Source organism: Limnobacter sp., from assembly GCF_043511195.1.
In the GTDB taxonomy this organism is placed as follows: Bacteria; Pseudomonadota; Gammaproteobacteria; order Burkholderiales; family Burkholderiaceae_B; genus Limnobacter.
This window is the reverse complement of the sequence record NZ_CP121330.1, coordinates 3141523-3162779: the sequence shown is the minus strand read 5'-3', so window position 1 is coordinate 3162779 and position 21257 is coordinate 3141523. Positions and strand designations below refer to the sequence as shown.

At 44.6% G+C, this 21257-nt stretch carries 11 protein-coding genes; 9 read left to right on the top strand and 2 right to left on the bottom strand.

What is annotated here, in order from left to right; translation table 11 throughout:
* Positions 1–56: 56 nt before the first annotated feature.
* From P0D43_RS14995 to P0D43_RS14955, 9 genes are all read left to right on the top strand, one after another.
* Positions 57–3458: a DEAD/DEAH box helicase family protein gene (locus tag P0D43_RS14995; RefSeq protein ID WP_394672850.1), complete on the top strand. Its 3402-nt coding sequence runs from the start codon at positions 57–59 to the stop codon at positions 3456–3458.
* 2 nt (positions 3459–3460) lie between these two features.
* Positions 3461–5239: a DNA recombination protein RmuC gene (rmuC, locus tag P0D43_RS14990; protein ID WP_394672849.1), complete on the top strand. Its 1779-nt coding sequence runs from the start codon at positions 3461–3463 to the stop codon at positions 5237–5239.
* A 12-nt stretch (positions 5240–5251) separates the two neighbouring features.
* Positions 5252–6874 (top strand): N-6 DNA methylase, encoded by a 1623-nt coding sequence (locus P0D43_RS14985; RefSeq protein WP_394672848.1) that lies wholly within the window; start codon positions 5252–5254, stop codon positions 6872–6874.
* Positions 6871–8058, top strand: coding sequence for a restriction endonuclease subunit S (locus P0D43_RS14980; protein WP_394672847.1), 1188 nt, complete (start codon positions 6871–6873; stop codon positions 8056–8058). Before P0D43_RS14985 ends, P0D43_RS14980 begins: the two co-directional genes overlap by 4 nt.
* Before the next feature lie 12 nt (positions 8059–8070).
* Positions 8071–8961 carry a DEAD/DEAH box helicase family protein gene (locus P0D43_RS14975; protein ID WP_394672846.1) on the top strand — a complete coding sequence of 297 codons (891 nt, stop codon included), beginning with the start codon at positions 8071–8073 and terminating at the stop codon, positions 8959–8961.
* Positions 8962–9081: 120 nt separating this feature from the next.
* On the top strand, positions 9082–11352 hold the full coding sequence (locus P0D43_RS14970) for a DEAD/DEAH box helicase (protein WP_394672845.1): 2271 nt from the start codon (positions 9082–9084) through the stop codon (positions 11350–11352).
* Between the two features lie 14 nt (positions 11353–11366).
* Positions 11367–13010, top strand: a complete 1644-nt coding sequence (locus P0D43_RS14965) for a DUF3696 domain-containing protein (RefSeq protein ID WP_394672844.1) — start codon at positions 11367–11369, stop codon at positions 13008–13010.
* Positions 13010–13939, top strand: a complete 930-nt coding sequence (locus P0D43_RS14960; RefSeq protein ID WP_394672843.1) for a hypothetical protein — start codon at positions 13010–13012, stop codon at positions 13937–13939. Before P0D43_RS14965 ends, P0D43_RS14960 begins: the two co-directional genes overlap by 1 nt.
* A 13-nt stretch (positions 13940–13952) precedes the next feature.
* Entirely contained in the window at positions 13953–15023 is a 1071-nt protein-coding gene (locus P0D43_RS14955) for an endonuclease NucS domain-containing protein (protein ID WP_394672842.1), read from the top strand.
* A 97-nt stretch (positions 15024–15120) separates the two neighbouring features.
* On the opposite strand, the gene P0D43_RS14950 is transcribed toward P0D43_RS14955, so the two are convergent.
* Both P0D43_RS14950 and P0D43_RS14945 read right to left on the bottom strand, forming a co-directional pair.
* Positions 15121–15951, bottom strand: a complete 831-nt coding sequence (locus P0D43_RS14950) for a hypothetical protein (protein ID WP_394672841.1) — start codon at positions 15949–15951, stop codon at positions 15121–15123.
* The gene (locus P0D43_RS14945; protein ID WP_394672840.1) at positions 15948–21221 is read right to left on the bottom strand and encodes a hypothetical protein; all 5274 of its coding nucleotides are present in this window, start codon (positions 21219–21221) and stop codon (positions 15948–15950) included. Before P0D43_RS14945 ends, P0D43_RS14950 begins: the two co-directional genes overlap by 4 nt.
* Positions 21222–21257: the final 36 nt, after the last annotated feature.

Below are 21257 nucleotides of genomic sequence, written 5' to 3'. Positions count from 1 at the left end.
TTTATTAAACTTGGCACGATCTTCGCTATTAGGTCGTCATGGATAGAATAATTTTTATGAAATCAGTGAACTTCGAATTCCTGCGGCCTGAGAATGATCTGCTTGCTAACCTTGGTGGGTTGGCGGAAGCAGTACTGCATATTGATCCGGGTAGTGCTTTGACCCGTCTGCGTAGCTTTGCAGAGGAACTGACCAAGGCGATTTACAAGGAAGAACTCCTGCCGCGCCTGCCGCAGTCCAGTTTCTATGAGCTGATTAAAAGCCCCGTTTTCGAAGATTGCGTCAGCAAATCTCTGATTCACCAAATCAACTTCCTGCGAATTCAAGGCAATGACACTGCTCACGGAGCAGAGGGTGAGTTTCGTAACGCACAAATGGCCCTGGGTACTGCGCACCAGTTGGCCATGTACATGGGCATCAAATATTACGGCAAGAAAAAGGAACAACTTGCTGCGTTTGTCGATGTCGGCGATCCAACATCAACGCTCAACCAACTTCAAAAATCTGTCTCTAGCTACGAGAAAGAACTGCAAAAGCAGCAGGTAGAACTTGAGAGAGTCATGGAACAACTGGAGCGTGAGCGCACTAAGAACATTGACAAGCTTGAACCACCAGTAAGGCCTGATCGACAGAAACGCCAGCAGCAAAGTCAACAGGTTGCAGACAGTCTGCAATGGAATGAAGCCAAAACTCGCGCTTTGTTGATCGATGCCATGCTGTTGCAAGCTGGTTGGGACATTCAGAATCAAGATCAGGTCGGCCAGGAAATTGAAGTACAATTTCCGAACAATCCAAGCGGTAAGGGCTACGTCGATTACGTGCTCTGGGGTGACAACGGCCAGCCGCTTGCTGTAATTGAGGCAAAAAAGTCTGGGAACACTAATCTGCAAGCAGGTCGTGAGCAGGCTCGTCTCTATGCCGATGCCTTTGAACGCATGGGTTTCCAACGCCCGGTTATTTTCTATTCCAACGGCTACGAAACCTTTATCTGGGACGATCACCAGTACAACACCTATCGACCTGTCTACGGTTTCTACAGTAAGGACAGCCTGGATTACTTGATTTATCAGCGTCATTATCGTGCCGCTGAGTTGGAAAAATTCAATCCAGAACTCAGCATTGCTGATCGCCCTTATCAGATCGAAGCAATTAAAACAGTTGCTGCGCACTTCCAAAGCCAGCGCCGTAAGGCGCTGATTATCCAAGCTACTGGTACAGGTAAAACCCGCGTAGCCATTGCATTGGCTGAGCTGCTGTTACGCACTGGCTGGGCCAAGAGGGCGCTATTTCTTTGTGACCGGAAAGAATTACGGGTGCAGGCAGATGATGCGTTTAAGCAAAACTTGCCATCTGAACCACGCTGCGTGATTGGTGAAACCAATAAGATCGATCAAAGCGCGCGAATCTATATTGCTACCTACCCGGGCATGATGAACCGCTTCGCGCAGTTGGATGTAGGATTCTTCGATCTCATTATTGCTGATGAATCCCATCGAAGCATCTACAACAAATACCGAGACCTGTTTGATTACTTTGACGCTCTGCAGGTGGGCTTGACTGCGACTCCAGTTAAATTCATTAGTCGCAATACCTTCGATATATTTGATTGTGAGACAACCGATCCTACATTTGAGTTTGGCTTGGACGCAGCTATAAATAATGAGCCACCGTATTTGGCTCCTTTTCGGGTAAAAGACCTGACTACCGACTTTCTTCGTGATGGTATTCATTACAACGATCTAAGTGAGGATCAAAAGCGACAGTTAGAAGAAGATCTTGGCGAGGAAGAGGCTCGAAATACAACCATTGCGGGTAAAGACATTGGCCGCAAGATCTTCAGTGAAGATACCGATCGCATAATCCTAGAAAATTTGATCAACAATGGCATTAAGGATGAGACGGGCTCCTTGGTCGGTAAAACAATTGTCTTTGCTCAGCGTCAAGATCATGCGGAGCACCTAGAAAAACTGTTTTGTAAACTCTATCCGCAGTACGGCACCAAGGTCTGTAAAGTCATCCACAATGCGATTCCCCATGTGGAAAGCCTGATCAAAGAGTTCAAAAAACCAGGCAACGATTTTCGGATTGCGATTTCAGTAGATATGTTAGATACAGGTATTGACGTACCGGAAGTTGTAAACCTTGTGTTTGCGAAGCCTGTAAAAAGCTGGGTGAAGTTTTGGCAAATGATTGGTCGTGGTACACGTTTGCGCCAAAACCTGTTTGGCCCAGGAAGGCACAAGACTGAGTTCTTGATTTTCGACCACTATGGAAACTTCGACTTCTTCGAAGAAGAATATCAAGAGCCCGACGACACAGGTAGCAAATCTTTATTGCAAACAACTTTTGAAGCACGGCTTGAACTGGCGCAGGTTGCACTACAGAAAAACCACGCTGTTGCTTTCGATGCTGCTATTGAATTACTTCGAGCTGATGTTAATGACTTGCCTGATACCAGTATCGCGGTAAGGCGAGAACTACGAACTGTTCACCAATTACAGCAAACCGGATTACTGAAAAGTTTCGATGCTAAAACCCAGCACCTGCTTTCCAATGTCATCGCGCCCTTAATGTCAGCCCGTGTTCTTCGCGACAAGCATGCAACCCAGCTTGACAAGCTTATAGCGACCCTTGAACGTTGTATGGTTGAACAAGCAAGCTGCTTTGATGATTGCCGAGATCAGTTACTGGCCGAGCTGGACAAGCTAGCGGTTAACATTCAGGCGGTACGCCAGAAAGACGCCATGATTGCGGAAGTGCGTAGCGCGGACTTTTGGCAAACCTCGACGATTGAAAAACTGGAAAAAGCCCGTAAAGAGTTGCGGGGAATCATGAAATATCGTCAGCAGCTAACTGGCCCTGGCTATGAAACCAGCACAACTCGCACTGGAGATTCTGGAGTACAAGAAACAACGCGAGAGGTAAAAATTGCTGGGGCCAACGAGGCCATGATTTACCGACGCAGGCTTAAAGATATTCTGGACCAAATGGTGATTGCCAACCCAACCTTGCAGAAAATCCGCCGAGGTGAGCCTATCGCTGAGCCAGAACTAAAAACACTGACCTCAACGATACTTACTAGCCATCCTGGTGTAAGCCTTGAGCTATTGAATGAGTTCTATGGCCGTACAGCAGATCAATTACATCTGACTGTTCGTGAAATTATCGGGCTAGATCCACAAGCCATTGAAGATCACTTTAAGAAATTTTTGCACGCCCATTCAACGCTCACAGCACCACAGGTGCGGTTTATGAATCTGCTGAAAAATTATATTGCTCAGCATGGCTCTATCGTGATCGAAAAGCTTTATGACGCGCCATTTACTTCTGTTTCGCACGAAGGAATTGACGGGGTATTTAAACCTGATGACGTAGGTGAGCTCATTACCGTGTTGAGGCCTTTTATCAAGGCCGAACCCAAATCACCAGGCTTACAGCCTGGCAATGCCCAGGAGTAAACATGCAATCACTGGAATGGACAACTGAACTTACCGTAATCACTCTGGTTGCGGGCTTGGGGCTCGCTGCGCTGGGGTATTTGCTGGCTATGGTTCTGCTGGGCAGAAAGAACACGGAGCTCAGCGAACAGATAAAACAGGCCGAGCAGGCCCTTGAGTTGAGCAGCATACATAGCGAGAAGCAGCAAGATGAAATCAGGCAGCTAGGAACTGCCTTGCACGAGAAAGAACTGTGTGAAAGTAGATTGCAGACAAAGCTGGATGGCTTTCAATCATCTGCTCAAGCCACAGAGCAAAACTTGAAAGACCAAGTGCTGGATTTGCGAAACCGACTGGAAAAAACGGAGCAGAGCGTTCAACAAGAGCGTTGCCTGGTAAGCCAACTTAAAGATGAAGTCGCGCAGGAAGGAAAAAAGGCCAAGGAGCAAGAGGCTTCCAACTTCGAAGCGCGAGAGCAACTTAAAGAAATCAAGCAGAGCTTTACGGAGTACCAACAACGTTACAACGAACTCCAAGACCGCTATCAAGCGCTTAACAATCAACATACTGAACTGAAGACCACCTTTGAACGAAGAGAGGAGCATTTCAAAGAACAAATGCAGCAGCTAGGTGAGACTAAGCAATCGTTGACTAAAGAATTCGAGAATCTGGCTAACAAAATCTTCGAGGAAAAAGGCAAGACTTTTACTCAGACCAGTCAGACCAGTATCGACACAATGCTCAAACCCTTTCGTGAGCAGATTGAAGGGTTTCAGAAGCGTATCAACGAGGTACATGATGCTTCGCTGCAAGGCAATACCAGTCTTAATTCCGAGATCAAAAAGATTCTGGATATCGGCTTGCAGATGAGCAAGGAAGCGAACAACCTGACTTCTGCGCTTAAGGGCGATTCTCAGCAGCGTGGTGCCTGGGGTGAGGCGCAATTGCGTCGCACGCTGGAAATGAGCGGTTTAATCGAAGAAGCCCACTTCGAAGTTCAAAGTTCATTCAAGGATGCCGAGGGTAAACAAAAGCAGACGGACTACCTGATCAAAATACCTGATGGAAAGCACATCATCATCGACAGCAAGGTGGCGTTGAATGCATACGACCGTGCTGTTGGTGCGCAATCGCCTGAGGAATACCAATTGGCCATGGTTGAGCATGCAAGGGCGGTGCGAAAGCACATTGATGATTTGGCGTCAAAAGACTACACCAACTTAGTTGGCATGCGTAGCCCTAGCTTTGTGCTGATGTTTATGCCGATTGAGCCTGCCTACATCGAGGCACTAAAGAACAACAAAGATTTGTTTGAGTATGGATACAAGAAAGGTGTTGTACTTGTTTCTCACACAACGCTGATTCCAATTCTGCGCACCGTGTCAAATCTATGGATGATTGAGCGCAGCAATGCTGAGGCTCGCGAAATCAGTGAAAAAGCAGGCGAGATTTTCAATGCGGTGTGTACTGTTGCTGAGCGCTTAAATAGCCTGGGCGGCACCTTAAAAACGGTAAGCAATCACTACAACAGCACAATCACAGCGCTTGCTGGCCAGCAGGGTTTGTACGGCAAGGTAGATCGGTTCAGTAAGCTCTCTGCCAAAGTCAGCAAAAGCCTGCCCCACCTTGAGGCAACCCATGTGGACTTTGAAACCGAACGCCTTGCCCTAATTGTCGAGCTAATCGACGAGGTGAGTGATGAGCAAGGTATTAGGCAGATAGAGGATCAGGAAACAGTCGATGCATTGGAAACTTCGTCCATTGCATCAAGCGACAAATTAGAAGCAAACGATAACCAATAAACGAGTAATAAAATGCTAACTGGAAAAATACGTAACAACATCGACAAACTCTGGGAAAAGTTCTGGACTGGCGGTATTACCAATCCACTAACTGTCATCGAGCAGATTAGCTACCTGATGTTTGCCCGCATGCTCGACATGCAGGAAGACATGGCCGAGCGCAAGGCCAATGCACTTCAAAAACAAGGCGATGGTCATGGTGAGTTCGATCGTTTGTTCCCTAATACGCCAGAAGGACAATTGCTACGTTGGAAGAACTTTAAAAATTTAAGCGGCAAAGAGCTGCACAAACACCTAAAGCAGAATGTGTTTCCTTACTTTGCTAAATTGGGAAAAAAATCTGATGAGCAAGAAGGGCTGGGAAGTGATGGCAGCGCCCTCGAAGCCTTAGGCCATATTGGCGAATACATGCAGGATGCTGATTTAGAGATTAAAAATGAATCGGTGTTGGTCAGCGCTGTCGAGATGGTAGACGAGCTACCTCTAACCCAAAGTGATGTGAAGGGTGATATTTACGAATACCTTCTTAGCAAATTGACCACGGCGGGTATCAATGGCCAGTTCCGCACTCCCCGCCATATTATCGACGCGATGATTGAGCTGCTAGACCCGCAGCCTACTGAGACCATTTGTGACCCCTCCTGTGGAACTGCAGGTTTTCTAGCACGCACCATGGAATACTTGAATAAAAAATATTCCAGTGAGCACGGTACTTTTACCGATGAAGAAGGCAATAAGCACTACACCGGTGACTTATTAGAACCGTACCGCGACCACATCAATAAAAACATGTTTTGGGGTTTCGATTTCGACACCACGATGCTGCGCGTAAGCAGCATGAATATGGCACTACATGGTGTGAATGGTGCGAACATTCTGTTTCAAGACAGTTTGAGTAAATCCATTAAAGAGAACTTCCCGCGGCAGGAAGAAAACTTTTTTGATGTAGTTCTTGCCAACCCGCCATTCAAAGGCACCCTGGACGAAACCAACACCAACCCTGATGTGCTGGGTATGGTCAAAACCAAAAAGACTGAACTGCTGTTTGTGGCGCATATTCTGCGCGGACTCAAGCTTGGTGGCCGTGCCGCCGTCATCGTGCCAGATGGAGTTTTGTTTGGTTCCTCCAATGCTCACCAACAGTTGCGTAAAGAGCTGATTGTAAACAATCAACTTGAAGGAATAGTGAGCTTGCCGAGCGGTGTGTTCAAACCCTATGCGGGTGTGAGTACAGCGATTTTGATATTTACCAAGGGTGGCACCACCGAGCGCATCTGGTTTTACGATCTGCAAGCTGATGGCTACTCACTGGACGACAAGCGTAACGAATTGAAGGGAGAAGGTAGTAATGACCTTCCCGATGTAATCGCCAAGTGGAAGCAATATCGTGCTTTGATTGAAGCAAATACGAAAGCTGAAGATATCAATAATGCTTTCGGTGACAAAACCAAAAAAGCGTTTGTGGTTGATGCCAACGACATTGCTGACAACAAGTTCGACCTGTCCATAAACCGCTATAAGGAGGCGGTGTATAAGGAAGAGCAATACGATGATCCAAAGAAAATTCTGAAAAAGCTCATAGCGTTGGAGAACGAGATTATGGCTGATCTAGTTGAGTTGGAGGGAATGCTGTGAATTGGCAACAAGTGAAGCTAGAGAGCATTTTTGAAATAGCTCGCGGCGGTTCTCCTCGTCCTATTGATGATTTCATCACTGATGCTGATGATGGTTTGAATTGGATATCGATTAAAGATGCAACTAATAGCGAAAAATATATTGAGAAAACAAAGCTCAAGATAAAGCCTCAAGGTCTGTCGAAAACTCGGCTGGTAAGACCTGGTGATTTTCTGCTGACAAACTCAATGAGTTTTGGTCGTCCGTACATTATGAAAACAACTGGATGTATTCATGATGGTTGGTTGGTGCTTTCTGGTGATTCAGAGAAAGTGGATTCGGACTACTTCTATCACTTGCTAGGCAGTGAACTTTTAAAACGACGTTTTTCAGCCTTAGCTGCAGGTGCTGTGGTAAAAAATCTTAATATTGATTTGGTTAAGGGGGTTGAAATCCCACTTCCACCGCTAACTGAACAAAAACGTATCGCTGCAATCCTTGATAAAGCTTACGCAATTCGTCGCAAGCGCCAGCAAGCTATCCAGCTCGCCGACGAATTCCTTCGCGCCGTGTTTTTGGATATGTTTGGTGATCCAGTGACAAATCCAAAGGGGTTTAAAAAGGTTCCTATTACTCAACTGGCAGATGTCACTACAGGGTTTGCTTTCAAGAGTGATGAATACGTTAGTGATTCGCCAGAAGCAGTGCGACTTTGCCGAGGTGCGAATACTCTCACGGGATATTTCGACTGGAGTGACACCGCATTCTGGCCGAAAAATAAGTTGCAAAAGCTCAGTGGTTATTTGATCAAGGCTGGAGATATTATTCTTGCCATGGACCGTCCATGGATATCCAGCGGGTTAAAAGTATGTGTATTTCCTGAAAATCAACGTGAAACATATCTAGTTCAGCGTGTTACTAGATTACGACCACACCGCGACTTCTATACTGATTACATTTATAGTTGCATAAAGTCACAAGCCTTCGAAAAACACTGTTGTCCAACTGAAACAACAATTCCACACATATCTCCGATTGAACTTAGAAACTTTGAAGTCCTTCTTCCCAATACTGAGCTTATCGATAAATATCACTTGGTAGTTTCAAAAATCAATCGTAGTGTGGATAGGATGCTTAATGGTGAATGTCAAAGCGAAAAGATTTTCTCGGCATTGAGCCAAAAGGCTTTTTTCGGTCAATTATAGGACCAAATAAAAATGGACTTATTTGCGCCCCTTACGATAAAGTTTACTTTGCCCGTAAAGTCAGCTCCTTCAAGAAAAGTTGGTGGAAATTTCGTTCAAAAACTTCTGTTCAGAGCATCTAAAGTAGAGGCTCAAATAAAAGTCGCAGAGTTCTCGGGGTATTTCGAACTTGTGACCGGGCTGCGTCCCCCTTTAGATATTGTCTATTTAAAAGACCCAAACACTAGAGGAAAGTGCAGGCTGGGAGTGCCGTCCCTCAAGGCTGAAGAACATTTCTCCTTGCAAAATTGGCCTGAAGACATCCAGCTAAGTTGGGAACAATTTCCGGAGCAGGCATTTCCTACAAAGCCTGAGAAAATTAACGATCTTTGGCGTCATCAATTTCAATTTAAAGAGGAAGATCCAGAACATGGCTTCCCCGGTCTTCGAAAACCTCAGCTAGGTGCTCTTCATGCAATAGCGGGTTATTTCTCGACAGATTTACAGGTAGAGCCAGCTACTGTTGTGTTACCCACCGGAACGGGAAAAACGGAAACAATGCTAGCCACTATGGTGTATCAGCAATGTGAAAAAATCCTACTGATCGTTCCATCTGACTCTCTTAGAACCCAAATATCAAAAAAGTTTATTGATCTGGGTTATTTACCAGAACTCACCGTCGTACCACCTGATATTGCATTGCCTAATGTCGCTGTGATTCGAAAGGGAATTCAGTCGCCCGAGGAAGCAAGTCTGTTAGCGAATGCGGCCAACGTATTAATTGCAACAACCAGTGTTTTATCAGCTTGTTCGGAACAAGCCCTTAATGCGCTTTGTGAGCAATGTAGCGACCTCTTCGTGGATGAAGCACATCATATATCGGCAACTTCCTGGCAAGCGATACGCGAAAGATTCAGAGACTAGCGTGTTATCCAATTCACCGCGACTCCATTTAGAAATGATAAAAAGTCTCTTGGTGGAAAGATCATCTACAACTACACCATGGGAGAGGCGCAACGAGCGGGTTATTTCACGAGCATCAACTTGTTGCCTGTTGAAGAGTATTACGCCAATGAAATGGATAGTGCAATTGCAGTGAAAGCGATTGAACAGCTGCGTACCGATCTTGCCAATGGTATGGATCATTTGCTTATGGCAAGAGCTGATGACAAGCACCGTGCGGAGGCTCTTTTCGAGCTCTATTGCAATTTAGCGCCAGATCTTTTTCCTGTCGTTGTCCATTCTGGACACTCTGGAGGTGAGGTAAAAAGCCGGCTAAATGCCTTGCTGGCAAAACAATCCAAAATTGTAGTTTGTGTGGATATGTTAGGTGAGGGTTATGACCTACCTAATTTGAAAATTGCAGCGCTTCATGATCATCACAAAAGCCTGGCGGTAACGTTGCAGTTTATTGGACGTTTTACACGGGTCAATCGAGATCAAAATCTTGGACACGCGACTGTAGTAATGAATGTAGCAGACCCCGCTGTCGAGGGAGAGTTGCAACACCTCTATTCAATAGGGGCTGATTGGGACAGCGTTCTCAGGCGACTCTCTGAGGGAAGAATTGCTAGGGAAGTTAGACTTCAAGAGATAGTTGAAGCATTGAAGGGAAAAGGCGATTTGCATAATCAGATTTCTCTATGGAATCTGGAGCCTAGTTGTTCCGCGATGTTATTCAAAACCAACTGTGATAATTGGGAACCCGAAAGGTATACGGAAAATTTACCTAAATTCGATGAACATTGGTACGCAATAGCAAATGAGGAGAATTTACTTGTAGTACTGGCCGTTCAGGCATCAGCCGTTCGGTGGGGTAGTTACAAGGATCTAAAAGATACGAATTATAAAATTTTGATCGCACACTGGGACTCTGAGCGATCTGCGCTCTTTGTATTTTCCAATGATTACAAGGCTTTCCGTGCTGAGCAACTTGTTAACGCAATTTGTGATGATAAGTGCGAACTTGTGAGTGGTGATAAGGTATTTAATATTTTCAATGGCATTGAGTACCCACTAGCAAGAAATCTTGGCGCATCTCAGATTGGCGCTATTAGCTTCACCCAATACTTTGGGCCGAACGTCACTGATGGACTTTCCCTCATTGAGGCATCTCAATCCAGTTTAAGTAATATCGCTGCCCTAGGGTATGAAAATGGGAATCGTGTGATCTGGGGATGTTCTCAGCGTAAAGGTAAAGTTTGGTCGCCGCAAAAAGGAGGCAGTATTACTGACTGGTGCGACTGGGTTAAGCGAGCTTGGGACAAGATTTTTGACTCAGAGCCTGATCCAAATAATTTGACGCGTAACTTCTTACGGCCTGTAGCGCTTACGGAGCCGCATTCAGCGTATCCGATATCAGTTCAATGGGGCGAGAATTTACTGACTGCGTTTGAGGACAAAGTTGATTTCTATTTTGGATCCGTGCCATTTCATTTATATCTTGTCGATGTTAAAGCCGCAGGTAACTTTGACGATGGCAGTGTGCGACTCGTCTTTTCCACGGATGGATGGGAAGCTGAATATAGACTTTCCCTTTTAGGCAGTTCCTCTCCCAAAGGCTATGCCTACGAGCTAATTTCTGGGCCTGAGGTGTTTATAAAGCGTGGCGAAGCTGATCCTATGACACTGTCAGACTACATGGAAATTGATCCCGTGATGATCTATTACGCTGATGGGGCTTTTTCTTACAATGCTCATATTGTTTATGTGAGTCAAACGATTGGTCTCTACGACAGAGGAGAGATAGTTTCATTTGACTGGCAGGGCACCAATATACGCAATGAGTCGATGGGGTACGAGCGCGACCAGACTTCTATTCAATGGCGTTGGTTCAGTGAAATACAGAATGATTACGATGTGATAATTAACGATGACGGCAAGGGTGAATCTGCGGATCTGGTTGGATTGAGAGTCACTGATGACCATATCTTACTGGCGATGATTCATTGTAAGTACTCGGAGTCGGACGAACCAGGTGCGAGACTTCAAGACTTGTATGAGGTGTGCGGGCAGGCTCAACGTTGTATTAGGTGGAAGCATCTCAATCTCACCCATTTGTATTACCACATCAAGAATCGAGAGCAAGTTTGGCGATCGCTTGGACATTCTCGTTTCCTTAAAGGCACGATAAAAGATTTGGCTGCCATCAAGGAGCGCTCTAGAACTAAACCCATTCGGTTTGCTGTTGAGATTATCCAGCCAGGAATGAAAGTAGACAAAATTAATGATGAAGGTCTCAAGTTACTTGGAAGTACCGCGCTTTTTATAAAGAAAACAACCATGGCGGATTTGGCTGTCATTGGCTCAAAATAGGTCTTTACGAAGCTATGAGAATCACTCGAATTTCCCTTACAAACTTCCGTTCGTTTAAAGACACACAATCAATTGATGTCGCGCCAGTAACACTTTTGTTTGGGCCTAACAGCGTTGGTAAAAGCTCAGTCTTGATGGCGCTTGCTTATGTGCAGCAAATATTGAAAAAGGGGCATTGTGATCCACAAAAGCTGGATGCTCTCGGTGCAAAAAGTGTTGGTGGATTCCGTTCACTGGTCAATGCTCAGGACCTAAAAAAAATCATTCGCATTCGTCTGGATTATTCTTCTGGAAAAACGCCGTTTGTCCACTACGGTATGAATGTTGAGGAAATTGCGCGCCATATTCAAAACGTTAACTACGTTTTGATGAAGGACTTTGGGGGTAGCTTAGAGACTGGGGCGGTAGAGTTTGAAATAGCTTGGTCAGAACGTTTCAAGCGGGCTTACGTGAAGGATTATCGAGTTTGGGTGAATGGTATTTATGTTGGCTGCGTACATTCGTCCGAAGATATGAAAAATACCCTGGTTCAGGAACTAAATACGCTGCACCCCTTACTTGTCCCCTGCAACAATGAAGATTGGCTAGACAGCCAATACGGCGAAGCTGATGAAAGAGAGCCTCTGGAAGCAGGTGAGTACCATACAGAGTTTGAGCAGGTTCTGAATCAATTAAATCCAAACCCCCCATCTACGGCGGCAGTATCCGATAAGGAAGCATCGGGCGAAGACTTTGTAAATCGTATTGCACCCATCGCCTTGGTTTGCCGAAGTGGTGCAGTTCCCTTGCTTGGCATCCCTGTTCGGACCAACTTAGTGGGGCAAGATTTTGACGAGCTAGATGAGCACTTTAATTTTTTGGTTGCTCAAGAGGTGTTAAGTCAGGCTTTTGTATTGCCCTTAGACAAACTTTTGGAGTATCTCAATAAAAGTATTCAGATCGGCCCGCTTCGAGTTGTGCCAGATGATGGCTACATACCAAATCCTCATCCTGAGCAGAAGGACTGGGTAGATGGCTCCGCTGGATGGGATTTGTTATACAAAGATCCACGTGCGGACGAGTCCACTAAAAAGCTGATTAAGAATACAAGTGATTGGTTCGCATCTACCGATAAGCTTGATGCAGGCTATGAAATCATTAATCAGTCGATCGCTGAAATGTTGAATGCAGATAACTTCGAGGAGAGCACTGGATTGTTCAACAAGCGCCATGTTTTCTTTAGAGAGCTGCGTAGCAATATAACTCTTTCCGCGAATCAGTTAGGAACGGGCATCTCGCAAGTGTTACCCATACTTGCTGCTGCTAACTATGATGAACTTACTTTCATTAGTATTGAGCAGCCAGAGCTACACATCCATCCGCGTTTCCAGGTTGAGCTTGCGGATCTCTTTCTTCAGAGTAAGCAAAAACATTCATTTTTGATCGAAACTCACAGTGAACATATTATTCTTCGCCTTTTAAAGCGGATACGGCAAACCACTGACCGTGAACTCCCACAAAATTATCCTCCCATTCAAGAGGAGGATGTTTCGATCGTGTATTTGGAGCCCGGTGAGAATGGTGTTGTTACTAAACGTATTCGCGTAGATGAGGATGGTGAATTTATCGATCGTTGGCCTCAGGGTTTTTTTGTGGAGCGCCGTGAGGAGCTTTTGTAATGATTCACGAATATGCGCTTGACCCTGATGTGTTGAATTCATGGGCGTCGAATCATCGAGACTATGCGGAATTTATCAGAGAGTATGGTTTAGGCACTCCTCGGATCATTAGTAGTTTTCCAAGACGGAAGGCATCAAAGCTTCGAAGTTACCTGATGCAGTTCAGTCCAAATGAGGCGCAACCATTGAGCGCGCAGCGCTATACAGAAATGGTTCAAAAGATTGTTGAAAGTGTCATTGTTAGGGATGTCTTGGAAAATAGTCCGACAGATTGGGCAGAGACTGCAGCTCTTGAAAACAGCAGGGTACCTTTCGGTGTGATTCTTACTTCGACTGATGGCCTGACTGGGAATAGTGTTAAGCCGACGGCTATCTACGATCAGAACAGTATTTGGAGTCACCCAGACCAAATTAATGTGCCCCGTACCAATGAAGGATTGATTACTGCTTTTCTGAATTTGGTTCGTTTGGCAAATTCTAAAATTGTAATTGTTGACCCTTTTGGATGGACTGATAGTGCAATCAGATTCATTCGTCTCATGCTTCTGGCTATTAAGAGGAATCGAGTTTCTGGGGGCTTTCCCTCGGTGACGCTGTTTTACAAAGAAAAGCACGGTAGCGGTGCAGGTAACGGAAGCCCAAAGGCGGAATACGTAAGGCATCGACTATTAAATGATTTAAAAACAGATATACCGAATCTAAAGCTTGAGGTGTTTGAGTTAACAGAAGTAGAAGATGGGGATGTTTTTCACAATCGCTGTATTCTGACGGAGCTTGGAGGTGTAATGACGGGGCATGGTGTTAGTTTGTCAAACGATCCATCACATACTGATGAAGCGATTTTGATGAAGCCGGGTATATATCAAAAAAAGTGGAGGCAGTTTGTTGAGGCGAACTGCTATCGCGTGGTTTCAGAGGCGAAAGGCTAGGCGGAGCGAATTTATGGCTGTTCAACACGGGATCTGGAAAATTGGCGAGAAACCCCAGCCTTTGGTTGCGATTAGGTTAGACAGTGAGGCACTGCTGGAAGAGCAGATCGTCCGCGACATTTCCATTCTTAACAGTGGTTGGATGTTGATCGGTCGCCAGGTGTATACCGATTTCGGCAAGTACATTGACCTACTCGCTATCGATGCAGCAGGTTCAATCATCATTATCGAGTTGAAAAAGCACAAGACTCCAAGAGATGTTGTAGCGCAAACGATTGACTATGCCGCTTGGATTGAACATCTACCATCTGAGAAGTTTGTACAGATTTATTCAGAGTTTGCTGAAAAACATGCCTTGAGCGTGAAGAGTTTTGATGAAGCGTTCAAAGTAAGGTTTGGAGCCTCGCCTGCTGAAGAGGAGATTAACAGTTCTCATCAAATGGTAATTGTTGCCGCCGAATTGGATGCAAGCACTGAGCGAATTATCAATTACCTGAACGACAAAGCCAGTGTGGCAGTCAACGCAGTTTTTTTCTCTGTTTTCCGGGATGGAGAGAATCAATACCTAAGCCGTTCGTGGATGATCGATCCTGTTGAAACAGAAGAACATGCGGTTAACACCCGCCAAAAAGGTGAGTGGAATGGAGAGTTTTACGCAAGCTTTGGCGCTGGACCTGGAGGAAGAAGCTGGGATGATGCCGTCAACCATGGCTTCATCTCTGCGGGCGGTGGACGCTGGTATAGCAAGACGCTGTTCATGCTTAAGCCTGGTGATCGTGTTTGGGTGAATATTCCCGGGTCGGGGTATGTAGGTGTGGCCAAAGTTACAGGTCACGCCATCATCGCAGATGAATTCATTACTGCTGCGCTAGATCTAAAAGGGGAGTACCCTCGAGCTTCAGACTTTGGCGAGGATGAAGCTGAATACTTTGTACCCGTTACTTGGCTTCACAAAGTAGCGCAACATCAAGCAGCGAATGAGGTAGGACTTTTTGGTAATCAAAACTCAGTTGCCAGACCTCGCACGCCGAAGTGGGATCACACTATAAAAAGACTTAAAGCGGCCTGGAGTATTAGTCTTTAGGCCGAGTAAGCTGATCTACCTAGTTTTTCATCGGTAAACCGTCGTCCCATTTTTAAGCCGCTGCGAAACGCCTTCACTGGAACGATCGCCTTTAAAATCAGGGGGATTGGAATTGCACAGCATTTTCTGTACTTCGAAGAGGTTCAATCTCAAGTGTTAGGAGTTCTTTTCTCGACTCGACGACTCGAAAACAAATATCAATTTGATGTTTATGAGACGGGTCGGTGTCATGATAGTAAAGCTCATGTCCAGGTGAAAGGAATGAATTGGAGTTGAAGTGAATTTCATGCTTCTCACCATGTTGATCTTCAAACTCAAGTCGTCCCGAACTGCGATTGAAGTTTTTGACTGTTCCTTTTACGTTGACTAAGCCTTGCGTTATACCTAAATTCTGATCGTCAAGAATCTTACGTATCAGCACTGTGCATGGAGCCAAGTCAACAGGATTTCTTACTCCAGTGAACTTTCTTGACTTGATATTTTCGCCAACATGAGAATCTAGGTACTCTTTTGTAACTTCCTGCACGATAGACGAGATTTCAACCGGGGTTTCATAGCCAAAAGCAGTTGATCTGCAACGATATTTATTTTCGATGTTCAAGTAAAAAACACTGAAATTCATCGCGTGTTCAATTAGCAAAGATAAATTATCGAGTTGTTCAATTGTTAGTCCGTCAATCAAAAGATACAAAGTAATCTCCTCAGTTCCCGCGATGGGCAAGAAGTGAGATTTCGGGTTTATCAATCTGCCATATTTCAGTTGATCTGACTTCGAGGCTTTATTTATCAAATTTGAGATGAGTTTGAATTGATCGCTATTGACGGCGTCAGTTACTTTTTGTGCCGCCTCTGTAGAAAGATCCACATTTTCATCTACGAATTTTTGCAGTGTCTTGATTCGATACAGATTTAATTTCGTAGAGTTCATATTGGCTCCAAACCGATTAAGGTGTTGCAAAAAGATGTCATGAGGGCGAGTGCACTCGCCTCACCAAAAAGAATTGAGTTCGTTACTGTCATTCGGTCTTTTTCTTCTATAGAAAGCTTGGTATCAGACGGCACCTTGATGCACACAAAGTTGTTTCGGGGGCTTCGACCATCGATACGTCTGGTATGAAAATGTCTGATTGGGGTACATAACGGGCGCATACCTAATGCAAGGCATTTTTCATGAAGATTTGAAGATTCATCTTGAAATGGCGTGTAGAAACCCAAATCGGAAATTTTGATTCCCAGGCTTGAAACGATTATCGAGAGGATTGAAATATCTTGTTCAAAAGTCTCTGGTAGGCTCATGACCGTTTGTGATCTGGTCCAAATTCCAAGGTAGTCTTGGGGTTGAACCCTTGTAATCGATTTCAATCTATCGATTGAGGGGCGGGGGCGTTTCTTCAGTTGGTCGAGGTATTTGAGATGAATAATTGCCCCACAAGAATTGCTCGATTTTCCCTTGAGTGCGATTTGCAGTTCCGTGGGCAAAGAATGAATGTATTCAAGCGTTCTAATTACTTCCTGATGGCCAGCTAGAAAGTTGTATTTATTTGAAGTAACTTGGTCTGCTGCAAGATCTTCGATGAGTTGTGCGCAGACACGATAAGCATTTTCTTGAAAGACACCAGGAGACGAGGTTTTGGGCAAGATTGTCAGTTTTTCCGTGTCGTCAAGAATGGGGGGGAAGAATATTGCAGCCTCTTGAAATTTGGTTTTAAGCCCCCGGCTTTTTGCATAAAACTCATCAAGCAGTTCAAACCCACGGTGGTAGTAATGGCTAAGTGATGTTTTGGGCGATGTATGCCCAAGCAACCGGCCTGCAAAATACAATGTGAAAGAGTCTTGCGGAGCACCGTTTAGTTTAGCTAGTCGAGCGGCTGCTTCAGGTGAGTCGAGTCCGAGAGCTTGGCGCAGTATCGGTGTGAACAGTTGGTCTGCAAAAAAATGACGCAGGCAGTAAATTTGCCCTCTGCCGATATATTTGTTTAATGATCTGCTTAAAGTTTGAAGAGATTCGTTTATGGATGCATCTATCAAGAACGAATCATTGTTGAGTGTCTTCTTCGTTGATAGCTGTTGAATCAACGATTTTTTCAAGAGCTCGTCACAAACATCGAGGGGCAGAATTATTCGATTGCTCCCGCTAGTTTTGAGTCGATGACTTGAATTGCCACGTAGATAAATTCGAATGTTATCCTTTTTATCGATGTAAGCTCGACTGCATTTAATTAGGCTCGTTTCCAGAGTCCTAACGCCCCATTCCGCAATCAACTCAAGTAAGTCAAGCGCTTGCAAGTTAGAACCATTGGCGAGCCTTCTTGCAAGTAAATTTATTTCTTCTGAGGTGTAAACCGTGACCCTTGGTCTGAACTGTTTTTGAATGTAGGGAACATAAATTTGTGAGGCAAGTGAAAGAAGTGGTCTCGTATTGAAAAACGAATAGATATGGCGAGCGTACTCGCTAGCCTCATCATTTTTTCTACCCAATGCCTCTAGGAAATCAAGAATTTCTTCGTTGATCGCATCGGCATCCCCAGCTGCTATGAGATAGAGGACATCGGTTGCCGTGAGGAAATGTCGTAGTTTTGATATGTACTTGGATTTGGTACTCACTGCCAGAGGACGACCGAGGTGGGTTCTACTAAAAAGATCGATGAGGTACTCTTTCAAAGCGAGAGATGCAGCTTGGGTGGGTTTTAGTTGTTCAAGATGTATGAGAACTTCATTTGGCTGGTCTGTGTAAGTCGTAGCTATTTCAAATAATCGATTAATGGATTGATCTAGGCGCTTTGTTGCACGTTCTGTTGGAACTAGGGGGATCAAACCTTCTGTAATACAAGAAATTCTGATGCTTTTCCTGAACGAGACAAGGCTCGCTCGATCCATTGACCGGTGCTGGATTTCTCCACTGGCCATTTGCGTCATCGGAGTGGGGAGTTGGTAAATTTGAAGTGCTGTTTCAAGTTCGACCATTTTTTCGATGATCGAAAATGAGTGCTTTTCTTCGAGTCCAATTTTCCTAAGCCGATCTTTCAATCCATCGCTGGGCCTCTGGTTTAACGCGCTTATTCTTTTTAGACGCCCCCTACCATTTTTCAGACGTCTCAGGATATCCACGGAGATCTTAGTGATTCGATGACGTCGAGTGACTGCAAAATTTGGGTCGGCATCTTCGTAGGAGTACTCAATGTGTACTTCGTCATCAAAACTTAAGTGTTGGTAATCTTCCTCGAGGGTTCTTTTAAGGATTGTCAAATCAGTGATGCCGTTGAGCACGACCAAGGATAATGAAAAGAGAAGATTTAAGTCCGTCACGGATTTTAATTGTTCATGATCGTTGAGTAACTGGATCAGTTCGTCATCGAAGGCTTGTCTTTTGTTAAGATTTTTCAGCCATCGGGTATCAATCGGATTTCGTTCCTCAAAGCCCTCCCATGGTTTATATTCATATTCGCTTAAATCCACTTCTTCAATGGATTGGCAAAAGTGGGAGACCAATGCTTTGAAAGAGTCTTTATACTTTTCTTTTGACTTAATTATTGCAAGTATTTCCTGGGCTGCTTTGGTGCGTTGATCTCGCGAAAGTTTGTTGATCTCATTGGCGAACGATTGAACTTGTTTTTTGAGTCGACCAAACTTTGTCAGGCGATCTGTTCGACGTTTTTCTTCGCCAAAAGATTTCGGATATTTTCTTCCGCTGAAGTGTGCTCCCGCCGGTAGTTGAACCTTAGGGAGATTGTGTGGAAAAAACTGTTTTAAGTGCGCCGTTGTCCCCACACGGATCGCGTCGAGATCTTTTTGTCTTACTCTGGTACTGCTAGAACCGTGGATTGGAACTTTAAGGTGTTGGTGCCCAAGTAATTGGTCGATTAGTTCTCTGTCTTGTAGCTCGAGGTAGCTAGATGCCAAATGTCTGCAAATATTGCTAACTAGGTTTTTATTTTGTGTATATTTAAAGATCCAGTTTTCGCCGATATGTTTAATGCCGTCGGTGGCTAGATGGAAGAACAACGGAATTCTTTGTTTTCTTGTACTGTTTGGATCACTGAGTGTCTCTAACATTGCGGCCAGTTTTTTACACTCGGTTCGACCTGACAGCTCCCTTAGCAGAGGGAAGTAAACATCTTTTAGCCAACTTGTGATTTCTTCGCATAGCGGGACGATCCTAGTCGCATTTCGGCTATCAAGGTCTTTGTCATTCAAAATCAAAAGACCATTTTTTAAGTCAAAATTAGCAGTTTCTGCGAATGGGTCTAACAGTGGTCTCGGTGCTGTTGCGAGACTCAAATGTAGAAGCGCAAGATCTGTCACCGAATTCCAAAATTCATAAAGATCTTGGCTTTCTGTTTTCTGAATGATCGAGTTACAGATTAAATGCATTTGCTCTTTTGATTGCGGTAAGCCTAAGCAGTATATTGATCCCGCGATATTGACATCTCCTTTGGTGCTTTTGCGATAGTAGGCTGTGCTCGCATCCCGAAGTTCATTTGGTCGTAAATGTAAGAGCTGCCCTTCCGTCAGGTTCCGGGTTTTTTTGTTATGTAGGATCCGTAGACAATGACATGGCCAATTGAAATGGTCGATGTGAAGTAGTTTATTCAGCAACTTCAGAGAGTAAATTAGTTGATCAAGAACTCTTGATGAGGTAATTATTTCGCTATCTGTTGATGTTCTGCTGCGTCCAATTTGCTTCTGCGATAACGTCTCCGAATTCTGTGGATTGAGAAGTTCGAGCACAGGATATTTGAAGTGACGATAGCTCGAAAGTGTTTTGGTGACTTTGTGGGGTAGATCGATCTGCTGGACAGTAACTACATCATTTGGTAGATGGTCATCTGATACCTTAGTGCTGGGGTCAAACTGTGGTCGATACCGGTGGAGTTTGGTTAATTCGGTATTGAACTGCCAATCCTCTTCTGAAACAAAAGATGATTTAGTGTAAGCAAGATTTGCTAGTTGCTGGCTAGTTTTTATCTGTAGCCAAACGACAGCCGCAAGTATTTCCAAGTCGTTGTGGTCAAGACATTGATCTTGAGCCAGCGTGTTTTGAATCAGTTCGGGGAGATCTGCATTCGGCTCAAAAGTATCAATGAATGATTCAATTTCACTATTGAAAAAAGGGTTTGCTGCTGACCATACAGACTCTTCAATCGATCGTTGCCATTTTCTGCTTTGATCAGAAATTTTCTTTGGGCGATTGAGTACTTTCTGTTCGCGTGTCAATGTCTTGTTCTGCTTACTTGCTACCTTCTCATTACCTGATCCTGGCGCCAATGACAGGTCATCGTATTTGGTGGTGAGCTCAGCACTTTCTAACTCTTTGATGGCAAGCTGCAAATGAAGGGCTCTCCCCTTGTGTGAGTTATCAATCAGTGTCGTAGGTTGCTTGTTTGAGCTGAGAAAAATGATCGGCTGCGCTCTGAATTCATCAAGCTTTTGAGCAAGGAATCGAATTCTTTGAGAGTTTTGAAAGTTTTCAGATTGAGGTTCCAAATTTCCGTGGAAGATGTGATGGATGACCGTTTGTCTAAACTTGAGATAGTCGTGATCCCATCTTTGAAGTTTCAATCGTTCTGCTAGGAAGCACCACGTTGCACTGTTTAAATTTCGAAGGATGTTCATCAACTCGAACATCTGTCGCGTGAGTACGGTGGTTTTGTTGCTGTGTAGGTATGTTTGATAGCTCCTCTCTATCAACCATAAAATAAGTTGTGGATACACGCCACGACAAACGTTGGTACCAGTCTGATTCATTAGCTCAGGGAGAGGTGCAGAGCCTCTCGAGACTGTCTCGCCGTTCCCAAATTTTAGCTTCGTGTCTCCGCGGAGATTCTGGTAAAAGTTCGAATCTTTGAATGTCTCAAGTTGATGCAAAGCATTGACAAGCTTCGATAGTTTGTAAAAAAACGGATTGTTCTTTCCCCATTTGTCAAGTGTCACTCGGTAGCAATCGATGGTGAGCCAACCTAGGATGTACTGCAATTGGCCTTCAGCGTCGATTGGTATATCAAGCGTAGGATCTTTTGTTTGGTTCTGAAGATAATGGTTCAACCAAATCGATTCTTCAGCGTGTAGAGCAATTGCCAATTCTTGCAAAAAACCTGATGTGATATCGACACTTCCAGCGATCTGAACAAGATCATAGGTAAATCCCGGGGCCCGGATAATAAAGTCAGGGACCCATTCCCTTACGGTGTTTGACGACATGGTGGCATCCAAAAATTGGTACCATTCCTATTGTCT

Excerpts from the sequence above, each read along its gene's own strand:
- rmuC (WP_394672849.1), top strand. The coding sequence starts at position 3,461 with ATGCAATCACTGGAATGGACAACTGAACTTACCGTAATCACTCTGGTT.
- P0D43_RS14985 (WP_394672848.1), top strand. The coding sequence starts at position 5,252 with ATGCTAACTGGAAAAATACGTAACAACATCGACAAACTCTGGGAAAAG.
- P0D43_RS14945 (WP_394672840.1), bottom strand. The coding sequence starts at position 21,221 with ATGTCGTCAAACACCGTAAGGGAATGGGTCCCTGACTTTATTATCCGG.
- P0D43_RS14975 (WP_394672846.1), top strand. The coding sequence starts at position 8,071 with ATGGACTTATTTGCGCCCCTTACGATAAAGTTTACTTTGCCCGTAAAG.
- P0D43_RS14965 (WP_394672844.1), top strand. The coding sequence starts at position 11,367 with ATGAGAATCACTCGAATTTCCCTTACAAACTTCCGTTCGTTTAAAGAC.
- P0D43_RS14960 (WP_394672843.1), top strand. The coding sequence starts at position 13,010 with ATGATTCACGAATATGCGCTTGACCCTGATGTGTTGAATTCATGGGCG.
- P0D43_RS14950 (WP_394672841.1), bottom strand. The coding sequence starts at position 15,951 with ATGAACTCTACGAAATTAAATCTGTATCGAATCAAGACACTGCAAAAA.
- P0D43_RS14955 (WP_394672842.1), top strand. The coding sequence starts at position 13,953 with ATGGCTGTTCAACACGGGATCTGGAAAATTGGCGAGAAACCCCAGCCT.
- P0D43_RS14995 (WP_394672850.1), top strand. The coding sequence starts at position 57 with ATGAAATCAGTGAACTTCGAATTCCTGCGGCCTGAGAATGATCTGCTT.